Raw genomic sequence first — 12,435 nt, forward strand, 5'->3', positions numbered from 1 at the left:
GTCGGCGATCTTGTGCGCGGTTGACGAACAAGGAGCTGTTACGCAAGAGATCTCCTCCAATATCCAGGAGGCACACACGGGGCCCGCCGAGTGGCTTCGAGCATAGCCGACGTGAAGCGCCGCGCAACGGAGACCGGCTCGGCTTCGAGTTAACTGCTCACCTACGCGCAGATGCTGTCCAACGACAGCGCGCGGCTGAAGACAGAGGTCCGGAGATTCCTGATGACGGTTCTTGCAGCTTAAAGCCGTCTCGGCGCATTCGGAGGAACGGTACGGAAGACGGAAAACCGTGTGAAGTACTGCAGTGGAGGATTGAAACCTTTGCCCTATCGCGCACTCGAGAACGGTCATTGTGAACCTCGCTAACCGGCGCGTGCACAAGAGATTTCGGAGCCGCCACATCCCAGGACAATCGACTGTCGTTTGACTGCCGAAGCTACGAGGCGTCAGCGTCATAAGTTTGCTAATTGATCCTTGAGGATGACTGCTGCCAGTCCAGCAAATTGGTAGACAACGTGGCTTGAGTACGCCTGACGCGATCCGCGGATCACTTTCTGAACTACCGATTGTTCGACGTTACCCAATCTTACCCAAAGAGAGTTCGGAAAACCGCTTACGACGGAACAGCGGGCGCTAGCCTTGCCGACACTGCGGCCTCTCGAAGAGGAGGGGGCACGAGGTTTACGGGCCAAAGAGCTCACCGGAGGGGAATCATGCCAAGGAAGTACGCTGCTTGTCCGGACCGTTCAGCAAATTTTGCTAGGAAAGCTACCCTTATCTGCTCCACGCTTTTGGCCGGAACGGCCATGGCGCTTACCCACGCCAAGGCAGACGACATCAATTGGCGCCAGTTCGAAGGCGAGTCGATCGTCTGGGCCTCCGATATTCATCCATATGCCGATGCGGTTGCAGCCCAGCTGCCGGAATTCGAGAAGCTTACCGGCATCAAGGTGACGCCGGAGCTTTATCCGGACGATGCGTATTGGAATAAGTTGACGATCCAGCTCAGCACCAAATCACCAAGCTGGGACGTTGTCGGTACGGGCATTCAACCGGCTTGGGATCTTGCGCCCGGTCAATTGCTTGAGCCCCTCGACCGCTATCTGAACGATCCGAAACTTACGGCGGCCGGCTACGATTACAAGGATTTCTTCCCAGCACTACGAGATGCGCTGACTTGGAAGGTCAAGGAAGGCCAGATCGAGCCGGGAAGCGGGCAGGTGTGGGCCATTCCGCATGGCTTCGAGAATATCCAACTGTTCTAACGGAAGGACATCCTCGACAAGTATGGCATCAAGGTCCCTACGACCCCGCCGGAGATGTCCGCGGCATGCGAAAAGCTGAAGGCTGCCGATCCGACGATTACGCCCCTTGGCGTCCGCGGTGTGCGGTTCTGGAGCAGCATCCACACGGCCGCAATCTCGATCGCCAGGTCCTACGGGGTGCACGATTTCACCGTCAAGGACGGTAAGCTCGACACCGGCCTCGACTCACCCGAGTCGATCGCTTTCCACAAGGACTATGTGGACATGATCAAGAAGTGCGCGGCGCCCTCCTTTGCTAACGACAATTGGTACCAGGTGGTCGAAGGCATCAATTCCGGCCGCACAGCCATGGCGATCGATTCCAACATGTTTGGCTTTTGGAACGACGTTGCCGGCAAGCCAGCCTCAGGCAAAATAGCATTTGCGCCGCCCTTGCGTGCTCCGAATGCCAAAAACTTCGAATCCAACATCTGGATCTGGTCTTTGGCGATGAATGCGGCATCGCAAAAGAAGGGAGCTGCGTGGCTCTTCATCCAATGGGCGACTTCGAAGCAAGTGAAGCTCAACGGTGCCGTGGCCGGCAAGCTCGTCAACTCTCCGCGCACCTCGACCTGGACTGACAAGGCATGGCTCGAATACGCGGCAAAGCCTGAATTCAACAACTTTGTCGACACGTTCAAGAGCGTGCAGGACCGGGCAAAGCTGGCCTTTACAGCTCGCGTCGGCTTTGCCGAAGCAATGAATGCCTGGGCCGTTGCCATGCAGAAAATGGTCAACGGAGCTGACGTGAAGGCGACATTGACAGACCTCGCGGCCGAAATCCGATCGACCATGTGAAGTGCCGAGGGGGCGGCGGCGACCCGCTGCCCCTTCTTGCAATTAGAGATGTAGTCATATGGAACTTCGAGGATACGACGCAATCGTGACGCTGCAGTCTTCGGCCAGCCAACTTGCCTCCTCACAGGATCGGCGGATCAAGAGCGCTGAGGAGCCGCGTCTTGACTGGTGGAGCATTGCAGCAATTGCGCCAGCCATCGTCATACTTGTAGGATTTCTGCTTCTGTTCTTCTACGGCGTCTATCAGTCGTTGACTGACCTCAGGTTCGGTCGCCCCTTGGTCCACTTCATCGGCCTCAACAATTACGCGGCGCTGATTAAGACAGAGGATTTCTGGAATAGCATTCGCGCGACGCTGGTCTACTCTGGATCCGCCGTCCTTGCCGAGGCAGCCTTCGGTCTCGCGCTTGCCAAGCTGTTCGCGACCGAAGTCTTCCTGGCCCGCGTGATGCGGCCGGTCATTCTCCTGCCCCTCGTCCTACCCCCGATGAGCGTAGCGCTCATGTGGACGACCATGATGGACCCACAAAACGGGATCATGAATTATCTGTTGTCGCTTGTCGGGATCGGCCGATTTGCCTGGATCTCAGATCCCGTGACCGCAATGTTCTCCCTGGTCCTGATCGACGTATGGACCTACACGCCCTTCTTCGCACTCATCATCTTCGCCGGCCTTCAGGGCATCAATGAAGAGGTGAGAGAAGCCGCGCGCGTTAACGGTGCGAAGGGCTTGGCGACCTTTCTGCACATCGAGCAGCCTCTGATTGCTCCCTACATTCTGATCGCGGCGGTGTTTCGGCTGATCGAGTCTCTCAACCAGTTCGACATCATCTTCGGGACAACCCAAGGCGGGCCCGGCAACAGCACTTCGGTTCTTTCGGTACGTGCCTACATCACCGCGTTCCAGAATCTCGCTTTTGGGCGTGGCGCCGCACTGATGGTGGTCAATTGGCTGATCGTGCTAGTCGGGACGTTCGCCATGGTCAAGCTCTGGCGCTTTGTTCGCCAGCGCGTCAGCTGAAGAGGCCGCGCATGCGCGTCAATCGTTCGACTCCCGCCAATCTGATCCTCAACCTGCTCGTGGGCGTTTGCGCATTTATCCTAGCTTTTCCGCTTATCTGGATATTGATGATGTCGCTGAAGCAGCAGGCCGAAGTCATGACCTGGCCACCGACCTTTCTGTTCTCGCCGACCCTGGAGAATTTTCGCGTGCTGTTTGATGTCGCCCAGGCGGGGGCGACCAGCTATGGCACCATCAAAGTCGATTTCTTGACGCCGATCACCAACAGCGTCGTCATAGCGCTGGGCTCGGTCATCGTGTCTCTGCTCGTGGGCGTGCCGGCCGGCTACGTGCTGGCGCGGCGCGACATACCTCTCAAAGAGGACATTGCGTTCTTCATTCTTGGATTCCGCTTTGCCCCGGTTCTCCTGGTCGTCATCCCGCTCTTCAGCGTATTCCAGACCATCGGGCTATATGACACCTATCTCGGCATGATCTGGGTCTACCAGGTGGTCACACTGCCGATGATCGTCTGGCTGAGCCGCTCCTACATCGAGGACATCCCCAAGGACATCGAGGAGGCGGCTGCCATGGACGGCGCCAAACCCGTTCGCGTCGTGCTGCACATCGTGCTGCCACTGTTGAAGCCAGGACTGATCGGAGCCTCATTGCTCATCTTCCTGCTCGCCTGGCACAATTTTGCCCTCGGTCTAATGCTGAGCTCGACCAAGGCGCCGGTGACGGTCGCTCTGCTCAAGCTTCTCAATCCGGGCGTGCAGTTCTATCCCGTCATGGCGGCCGGGCTCGTCGTGACGATGATCATTCCCGTCATCCTGATCGTCATTGGCCAGCGTCACCTCGAACGCGGCCTCACCTTCGGTGCCGTAAAATGAACACCCGGCCATTGATGTTCTTCGGAACGACGAATCTCGATCTCTGCTTCAACGTCGAGCGACTGCCGACTCCAGGTGAAAGCCTGATGGGCGGCTTGACCCGTTACCCCGGAGGCAAGGGCGCCAATCAGGCCGTTGCTGCCGCCCGGCTTGGCCTCAAGCCACATTTCTACACGCGTCTCGGCGATGACGATGCCGGCCACTGGCTGTTGCAGTCCCTGATGCAGGCCGGCGTTCGCGCAGATGCCATTCAGATCTCTGCGGGCGAGGTCTCCGGTTCAGCCCTGGTCATGGTCGGCGACGACGGCTCGAACATGATCGTCATAGACCCTGGCACGAATTTGAACGTGACACCCGAGATGATCGAGCGCGCGGCCGAGTTCATCGCGCGCGATGCAATCGTTGTTGCGGAAATGGGGATGCCGATCTCGGCCCTTAATCGGCTCTTCGAGATGAAGGCGGACAAGGGTTTTGAACTCATCTTCAAGCCGGCGCCGGTCAGGCCCGGGCTTTCACCGGCCGCGTGGGCAAGCGTTGACTTCGTCACGCCGAACCAGACGGAAGCCTTTGAGCTCACAGGGATCGAAGTCCTCGACTTCCACACAGCCGCGGGCGCGGCCTTAAAGCTTCTCGATCTCGGTCCAGCTGCCGCCCTAATCACCTTGGGCGCGCAGGGCGCTTACTATGCCGACAAGAAGCAATCTTTTTCTCTGCGCGCCTTCCCGGTGAAGGTCGTGGATACCACGGCCGCAGGGGATGCTTTCAATGGCGCCTTCGCCGCTTCATTGGCTGAGAGCCTGCCCTTGAGGGAAGCCGTACGAAGGGCGCTCGCGGTGGCAGCCCTGTGCGTGACGCGCCGCGGTGCTCAAAGCTCGATGCCGAGCCGCGAGGCGGTTGGCGAATTTCTGCAATCACAAACGATCCTGGAGTTGGAATGACTGAACAGTTCTCAGTTTCGGATAGAACGGTGCTCGTAACCGGAGCCGGTGGAGGCATCGGGTCGGCCATTGTTTCAATGCATTCCGGGCGGGAGGGGCGAATGTCCTTGCCACCGATGCTAATCTCGCAAACCTCAGGGAGACCTTGGCTGGCCTGCCCCATGGCAACGGCGTACTGCCAATGGCGATGGATGTCGCGCGGGAGGACGATGTCGCAAGGGTGCTAGATGAGATTGCCAGACGTTTCGGCCGGCTCGATGTGCTGGTGAATAACGCCGGCATCAAGTCTGCCGAGCCGCTCCTGAACGGCAATTCGGAAAAGATCGAGCGCACGATCCAGATCAACTCAGTCGCTGTCCTGCGCTCCTCCAAACTGGTGGTCGACCGGTTCATGAAGGCGAAAGGTGGCCGTATCGTCAACGTCGGCTCCTCGCTGTCCTCGCAAGGTGCAGTCTTCAACTATCAGGCTGGCGGCGCCGACTACTGCTTGTCCAAGGCGATCGTCCACGATCTCACCAAGCTGCTCGCCTACGAATGCGCGCCGCTCAAGATCAATGTCAACGCAATCGCCCCTGGCATTATCGACACGCCCATGCACGGGCGTCCCCGGGAGGAGACCGAAGCCCGCCATAGTGGCCGGATCCCGCTGGGACGCGTGGGTCTACCGGAGAATATCGCGGGTCTTGCTGTCTTTCTCGCAAGCCCCGCGGCCTCATATATGACCGGGCAGATTCTTCACGTGAACGGCGGGATGCTGATGAATGGCTAATACCGCCCCGGCCCATAACTGGCCGCAAGTCAAAGGTATCATTTCGGATCTCGATGGCGTGGTTTATCGCGGCAACGCGGCGATACCAGATGCTATCCAGACATTTGGAGCTTGGCAGACGGCAGGATTGCCGTTCTGCTTCGTGACTAACAATTCCACCCATACCCCCGAAGATGTCTCCGCAAACTTGCGAGTTTCGGGCTTGTCGTCACGCCGAAAGACGTTGTCACGAGCGCCATCACTGCCGCCGAGCTCATTCGCGCGACATACAAGGATGCAACGCGCGTATTCGTCGTGGGCGCGCCATCGCTGGTGAAGGCCATCACCGAAGCGGGGCTCGATGTGACCGATCGCGAACCCGATGCCGTGGTCATGGGCCTCGATCGCTAGATAACGCATGAGAAGCTGCGGATTGCGGTCGAAGCGATCCTGAACGGTGCCGCATTCGTCGGCACCAACCCCGATCTCCTCCTGCCGACCGCAGGCGGTTTCGAACCTGGAGCAGGAGCAACGATCACAGCTGTAGCTGCTGCCACAGGCGTGAAGCCCTTGATTGTCGGGAAACCTGAGCCGCACATGATCGAGACGGCACTTTCCCGTCTCGGGACGGCGCGCAACGCCACATTGATGATTGGCGACCAGATCCAGACGGATATCCAGGCCGGAAAGCGAGCGAAGCTACCGACGGTGCTGGTCACGACCGGCGTGCCGCCCCGCGAAGACCCATCCCTGGTGCCACCTGATTTTATCGTCTCCAGCCTGGCAGAGATTGAGGTCCCGGCGGCGCTGGTCGAACGGATTCGACAGAGGAGTTCGTGATGGCCGATGTTCGTTTGGAAGGCGTCAACAAGGCCTATGGGACAATCCAGATCCTGCGGAACATTGATCTCACCATCGATCACGGCGAGTTCGTCGTGTTCGTCGGACCTTCGGGATCGGGCAAGTCGACGCTGTTGCGAATGATTGGAGGACTAGAACGAATCAGCGGCGGCCGGCTTCTGATTGACAACGAGCTCGTCAATGATGTCGATGCGGCGGATCGAAACCTCGGGATGGTGTTTCAGAGCTACGCGCTCTATCCGCACATGACTGTGCGCGAGAACCTTGCCTTTCCTCTGCGAATGGCAAAGGTTGCGAAGACCGGGATCGAGACCAGGGTCGCCGAGACTGCGTCGCTGCTACAGATCGATCATCTTCTGGACCGAAAACCCCGACAACTCTCGGGCGGCCAGCGTCAGCGCGTTGCGATTGGCCGCGCAATTGTTCGCGAACCCAAGGTGTTCCTATTCGACGAACCCCTGTCGAACCTTGATACCGAATTGCGGGTGCAGATGCGGGTTCAGATTGCCAAGCTCCACAAGCAGCTTGGGAATACCATGATCTACGTGACACACGACCAGGTGGAAGCCATGACAATGGCCGACAAGATCGTCGTACTCAAGGACGGCAACATCGAGCAGGTGGGAAGCCCGCATGATCTCTATCACAATCCGGCATCCCGGTTTGTGGCCGGATTCATCGGCTCACCCAAGATGAATTTCCTGGGCGGCCACATCGAGGCGGCGCACGAGGCGGGCATGGACGTCAGGCTCGACGCCGGGGCGACAGTCTCCGTCCCCGTGCAGCCGGATCAATTGCTCGTCGGCAAGCCGATCACACTCGGAATTCGCCCCGATGACTTCTCTCCATCTGCGGCGGAGAGGAAAGAGATCGCGATCGAACTCGACGTCGATTTCGTCGAGCATCTTGGCAGCGTCACCTACATCTACGGAAACGCTGGCAAGGAATCGGTGGTCGCAAAGGCGCCAAAGCCGGAGTCACAGAAGAGGTCTGGCAAGGTTCGTCTTGCGGCGTCGCCGGCGGACTGCCACCTGTTCGTGACGAACGGAAAGGCGCTGCGCCGGTTGCACGCGCCCGCAAATTGGAGCTAGTTTTCGCAACCGCCGTGCAGGAGGCGGGCAAGTCATGCACACGCGGACAGACCAGGCAAAGGGCGGCGGCATCAGGCGGTTCTTCCGCAACTCCCGCTCCTTTATGCTTGGGGCTGGAATAGGATCGGGCATGACCGCGCGAGCGGCCGAACGGGCGGGCGCGGATTTCGTTCTCGCCCTTAACGCCGGCCGATTTCGCGCGATGGGGGGCTCTTCGCCAGCCTCAATTCTTCCAATCCGCAATACAAACGAATTCGTGGCGGGCTTCGGCCGGACCGAGATCCTGCCCTCAACGAAATTGCCGGTATTTTTTGGCGCTTGTACCTTCGATCCGCAGCTGGATATCGACCGCTTTCTCGACCGCATCATGCGATGGGGTTTTTCAGGCGTCACCAATTTCCCGTCCGTCATCCACATTGATGACTACAGGAGATCACTGCTTGAAAGTTGCGGGCTCGGCTACGAGCGGGAAATCGAACTCCTGGTCAAAGCCGCAAAACGCGGCCTAATGACCATCGCTTATACTCGCACCCAGTCCGAAGCAAGGCGCATGGTTGAAGCTGGAGCTGAAGCCATCTGTATCAACTTCAATCTCAACCGCGCTGTCGAAAGCGGATGCGACTTGTCGATCAGCCTGTCGGAGCTTGCCGCGCGAACGAGCGCTGTTGCGCGTGTCGCTCAATCCGTCGACGTGAACGCAATTTGCCTGCTTGGTGGCGGGCCAATCACGAAGCCTGACGAACTCCTGGACATCTGCCGAGAAACGGGTGTGCAGGGTTTCATTGGCGGTTCGTCGCTCGACCGCATCCCGCTCGAAATGTCAGTTCTCGAGGTAACCTCGGGCTTTAAGACCATCCACTTATTGCGAGAGAAGGTCGATCTCCTCGAGCGCCAGCTCCAGTTGAGCGGATTCCGGCATGGCGTCATCGCGCAGTCCTCGATCATGAAGCACGTGCTTGAGACTGCAAGGCGCTTGGCAAGTAATCCCAATTCTGTGCTGGTGTGGGGCGAGGCGGGATCGGGAAAGCGAAGGATAGCGAACCTCGTCCATGCCTTTAGCGATCGGAGACACACGAAGGCCGCGCTGTTTCATTGCCGCCGAGGGCCGGCAATCGACACGGTCGGTGCGCTGTTCGGTGCCGAGAGCGCTGAGAATAGGAGGCGCCAACTGTCGCTCCTCGAAGCCGCAAGTGATTCCGCGCTCCTGCTGACGCATGTCGATCAGCTGTCGCGAGATGGGCAAGAGCGTCTCGCGGACTATCTCGAGACGGGTACTTTCACGCCGCTGAACGGCGTATCCGTTGTAAGGTCAAACGCCCGGATCATCGCAACCGCGACAGTGACCCGCGGAGCAAGCTTGGAAAGTGTTCTATGTCCCCGCCTTCTTGCCTTCTTTGCCGGGCTTGACATAGAACAACCCGCTTTGCCAAACCGTCTGGAGGACCTTCCACAGCTCATTCAGCATTTTGCCGTCGAAGCCAAGGGGGATTCGAATGCACAAACGCTGGCAATAGAGAAGTCCGCGTTCTTGGCGTTAGCGGGCCACCATTGGCCCGGAAATTTGAGAGAATTGCGCCAGATCGTCAATCAACTGGTGATGGTGAAAGACGCGCATATAACTGCTGACGTCCTCAAGCCGCTTCTGAACTCGACGTCGCCCGCTCGGCCCAAAGGAGCATTCTCCGAGCGCGAGTGGTTCATCGAAGGCCTAAAACGAAACAGGCTCCACCGTGGCAAGACCGCACAATCTCTTGGGCTTTCAAGGAAGACGCTTTACAACAAGATAAAGAAACTGCGGATCCTAGAATAGCCTACCCTCATTTCTTGCGTCGGGTTTGCTGCGACGTAGTCGCATGCAAAAACGAGAACCTTGGCATCGACGATGCCTGTTGGCCAAGGCTGATCAACCCCATTTCGTCGCAAATCCTACGCGCAAGAGCCTCTTCGGGCAAATACACAATACCTTCGAGATGCGCTCCAAGTCTCGTCTCTGCCATCGTGATCTCAGAATCCTTGGCAGCAACAAACAGGATTTTGAATCCCAGGCTGGCGAACCATTCCATACGTCGAAGTTCGAGCTCCAGTCCGGAGTTAATTGGCATGCCATCCGTAGCCTGCTCAATGATAGATGCAGGTGGGAAATTTGTGACGCCGGAGATTCTCGCCTCTTTCAGCAAGTCGGCAAAATCCTCCCAACAGGCAAAGGGATCGATCATGACCATCGCCGCGTAGGCGCGAATGGACGCTTGCTTGTCGAGGCTGCGCAAATCTCGCAAAAGACAGTCATTCCAGTCGACGACAGGTAAAGTCGCCATTACGAGCATCGAGTCTGCTGGAAAGCTCCGCAGGGACGGCGCGTAGATTTCCAAGGGCGCGCCTCTAGATGCGGCCGTTAAGCGCGTGGCAAGCTTGCAGCTGACTATACCCATTCTTACCCACCCGGAAGTATCGCCGATGTTATACAATGCTTCAGCCCGGTCTAGACCTCCTATTGTTGAGAATGCTCCGGGAGGAAATTCGTGTCTCATTATTTGGCGGACGGCCAAGCGTCGGTCCCGGATGGAGCCTCGCCTGTAAATGTTTCAATCCGTGCGTGTGAAAGCCGGCGTCACCCTTGTCGGTGGTTGGTTGAAGCTGAAGCAAAAATCACCCGCTGGATCCTTTCGCGGCCACTAAGGGGAAATCTCGCGGCCGCCAGTGATGGGAAAGAGGTGTTCCGCTTCACCGCAACCTTCAATGGTCTGGATCACGCGCAAGCGCCAAAGCCCGTGCCGACCCTCGCTCTCCGAATGCGAGAGTGGCGGCGCAAGTCTCCAGCCTGGTCCAGCGTCTCGTCCGGAATCTCTCCGAACTGGGGGGCACCAGGAAAATCTAATTCAATCGGTAATTTGGTCGCGGTGGTCTCCGGCGTCCTATGTCGATGCGTTGGGCGACCAACTATCCGATTTGTCGCCTGCTAACGATAGCCTTCGGCTCCGCTGGCAGACCGGTTCGTCTGCCTTCCTCCCTCAACTTAAGCCGCTGTTGGAGAAATCTGACAGCGGCTTTTTCTTAAAGGACACTAGGCATCTCATTCATTGAAGCGCGAGTGTCGCTAACGAGCGCGCCAATCCTCAAGGGCGGGACCCTTCCACGCTCTCGGCATTGAAGGAACACGCCCGTACCTCCAAAGGCAGTGAGATAGTAAAATTCGATTAGACCGAAGACTTTATGAGTGAGACAAATGAGGTAGAGTCAGTTCGCCTTTGCCCGAGGCAACCGAGGCGTTTAACTTGTTCGCAGCCGCAGCTAGGATCGGCACCGAAACTACGTTCTCGCCCGCTAGGCGCACAGCGCAATTAATATCCTTTGCGGAATTGGCAATTGAGACGGCCAGAACATCGGGTTTTTCGCCCAACAAAAAGGCAGCGAAGGCTTGGAATATTCCGCTGTTAGTGGAACCGCGGCTGACCAGAGAGCGGAGTGTTACAAGATCAATGTCAAGAGCCTTTGCGAATTGGCAGACCTCTGCTGCGACGGCCGCTATGCCCATAGTCATGCTGTTGTAAACAAGCTTGAGCTTATGACCCTGTCCGACTTCTCCGACATGAAGAACGGTCTCACAAAATGCAGCAAGAATGCCTTCCGCCACAGGAAAGAGCGTCTCGTTCGATCCAACGATCGCATTGAGAAGGCCGAACTCAGCTTGTTCGGGGCTACGTGTTACTGGGGCATCTACAAAACCTAGGCCATGTTCTTGAGCCTGCTCCGCCAGTGTAACTGTCGAAGCAGGATAAGATGTCGTGCAGTCAATTATCAAACCGCCACGGGACATATGGACAAAAAGCCCATCCTGCCCAAGGCACACTGCCTCAACCTCGCGGCTTGACGGTAGGGACAACACCACAGCGCTTACATGTTGCGCCAACTCAGCGATCGAAGGATGTTCACGGGCACCGGCTGAAGCAAATCGATTCGCACCGAAACGATTCTTGTTGGCTTTGATATGCAGTTCAATTTGATGACGCATCAGGCTAATACCCATTCCAGTTCCCATTCGCCCGACGCCGACAAGACCTATTCTCTGTTTCGCAGTGCTAGGACCTGCGTTTGGTGATGATGCCTCGCTGAACATGGTTCATGCACTCTAGAAAAAGCCGTGCCTTTGTAAGATAGGCAACAGCTCATGATGGTTGTTAATCGAATAGTCAGGATTTGCCGCCCGCAAGCGCGAGTCCGAAACAAAACCTCCGGTGATCGATATGCTTATGAGTGCGAGATTGCGTGCGATGTCCATTTCGATCGGCATATCGCCGATGATAAACGTCGACGCCGGGTCGAGGCTGTACTTCTGCATGTAGAGGCGAAGCCGCTCTCCTTTGCTCATCGATTTGTATTGAGTGGCGCGGCTTTCAAAGGCGAGAGCTTCGTTGATGTAGTCATGGATTCCAAGTCTTCTCAATTGGGACCGAAGGGGGGCAACGATATGGTTGCTCACGATGACGGACAAAGCTGCTTCTCGGTGCGCTAGCTCCAGCACTCTACGCGCGCCCTCGCGCAGATCGGCGCGATCCGCAAGTGGTTCATAGGTGTTGTGAAAGACAGCGCTGCCATCGCGATCCACGGCCGCAACCTCGTCCTGCGACATTCCGAGATTGCGATAAAGAAGAGATAGCGGGAGGTCGCAATGTTCCCGAAACGTCTCCATATTGATCGGCGCGTAACCAAAGCGGTTCAGAATAGCATTAGTCGTTTGAAGCAGTGCGTGCGCATCATCGAGCAACGTTCCATTCCAATCAAAGACGAGAACGGGTTTCATTAAT

General features: G+C 57.4%; 10 protein-coding genes and 3 pseudogenes. 10 read left to right on the top strand and 3 right to left on the bottom strand.

All coding sequences use genetic code 11. The features are described 5' to 3' along the window. Window position 1 precedes the first annotated feature (1 nt). The 10 genes and pseudogenes from L6637_RS38010 to L6637_RS38055 form a co-directional block, all read left to right on the top strand. Window positions 2-243, top strand: a pseudogene (locus tag L6637_RS38010) (hypothetical protein); the annotation flags it as partial. A 563-nt stretch (window positions 244-806) separates the two neighbouring features. After that, a pseudogene (locus L6637_RS38015) lies at window positions 807-2,102 on the top strand (extracellular solute-binding protein). Between the two features lie 85 nt (window positions 2,103-2,187). Further along, a complete protein-coding gene (locus tag L6637_RS38020) occupies window positions 2,188-3,123 on the top strand; it encodes a carbohydrate ABC transporter permease (RefSeq protein ID WP_232995606.1) in 936 nt (311 codons plus the stop codon). 11 nt (window positions 3,124-3,134) lie between these two features. After that, entirely contained in the window at window positions 3,135-3,995 is an 861-nt protein-coding gene (locus L6637_RS38025) for a carbohydrate ABC transporter permease (protein WP_128929767.1), read from the top strand. Continuing rightward, window positions 3,992-4,933, top strand: a complete 942-nt coding sequence (locus L6637_RS38030) for a ribokinase (RefSeq protein ID WP_128929766.1) — start codon at window positions 3,992-3,994, stop codon at window positions 4,931-4,933. Before L6637_RS38025 ends, L6637_RS38030 begins: the two co-directional genes overlap by 4 nt. Window positions 4,934-5,069: 136 nt before the next feature. Next, a pseudogene (locus tag L6637_RS38035) lies at window positions 5,070-5,702 on the top strand (SDR family NAD(P)-dependent oxidoreductase); the annotation flags it as partial. Next, window positions 5,695-6,018, top strand: coding sequence for an HAD family hydrolase (locus L6637_RS38040; protein WP_430648592.1), 324 nt, complete (start codon window positions 5,695-5,697; stop codon window positions 6,016-6,018). The pseudogene L6637_RS38035 and the gene L6637_RS38040, both read left to right, overlap by 8 nt. A 260-nt stretch (window positions 6,019-6,278) precedes the next feature. Continuing rightward, window positions 6,279-6,521: an HAD hydrolase-like protein gene (locus tag L6637_RS38045; protein WP_232995604.1), complete on the top strand. Its 243-nt coding sequence runs from the start codon at window positions 6,279-6,281 to the stop codon at window positions 6,519-6,521. Next, the gene (locus L6637_RS38050; RefSeq protein WP_128929765.1) at window positions 6,521-7,633 is read left to right on the top strand and encodes an ABC transporter ATP-binding protein; all 1,113 of its coding nucleotides are present in this window, start codon (window positions 6,521-6,523) and stop codon (window positions 7,631-7,633) included. Before L6637_RS38045 ends, L6637_RS38050 begins: the two co-directional genes overlap by 1 nt. Before the next feature lie 34 nt (window positions 7,634-7,667). Continuing rightward, window positions 7,668-9,443 carry a phosphoenolpyruvate hydrolase family protein gene (locus L6637_RS38055; protein ID WP_188637435.1) on the top strand — a complete coding sequence of 592 codons (1,776 nt, stop codon included), beginning with the start codon at window positions 7,668-7,670 and terminating at the stop codon, window positions 9,441-9,443. A gap of 7 nt (window positions 9,444-9,450) precedes the next feature. Here L6637_RS38055 and L6637_RS38060 read toward each other — a convergent pair whose 3' ends face one another. The 3 genes from L6637_RS38060 to L6637_RS38070 all read right to left on the bottom strand — a co-directional run bounded on the left by L6637_RS38060 (window position 9,451) and on the right by L6637_RS38070 (window position 12,431). After that, entirely contained in the window at window positions 9,451-10,002 is a 552-nt protein-coding gene (locus L6637_RS38060) for a hypothetical protein (RefSeq protein ID WP_232995603.1), read from the bottom strand. A gap of 839 nt (window positions 10,003-10,841) precedes the next feature. Then, window positions 10,842-11,747: an NAD(P)-dependent oxidoreductase gene (locus tag L6637_RS38065; protein ID WP_128929762.1), complete on the bottom strand. Its 906-nt coding sequence runs from the start codon at window positions 11,745-11,747 to the stop codon at window positions 10,842-10,844. A 12-nt stretch (window positions 11,748-11,759) separates the two neighbouring features. After that, window positions 11,760-12,431 carry an HAD family hydrolase gene (locus L6637_RS38070; RefSeq protein WP_128929761.1) on the bottom strand — a complete coding sequence of 224 codons (672 nt, stop codon included), beginning with the start codon at window positions 12,429-12,431 and terminating at the stop codon, window positions 11,760-11,762. Window positions 12,432-12,435: the final 4 nt, after the last annotated feature.

Source organism: Bradyrhizobium zhengyangense, from assembly GCF_022012435.1.
GTDB lineage: Bacteria > Pseudomonadota > Alphaproteobacteria > Rhizobiales > Xanthobacteraceae > Bradyrhizobium > Bradyrhizobium zhengyangense.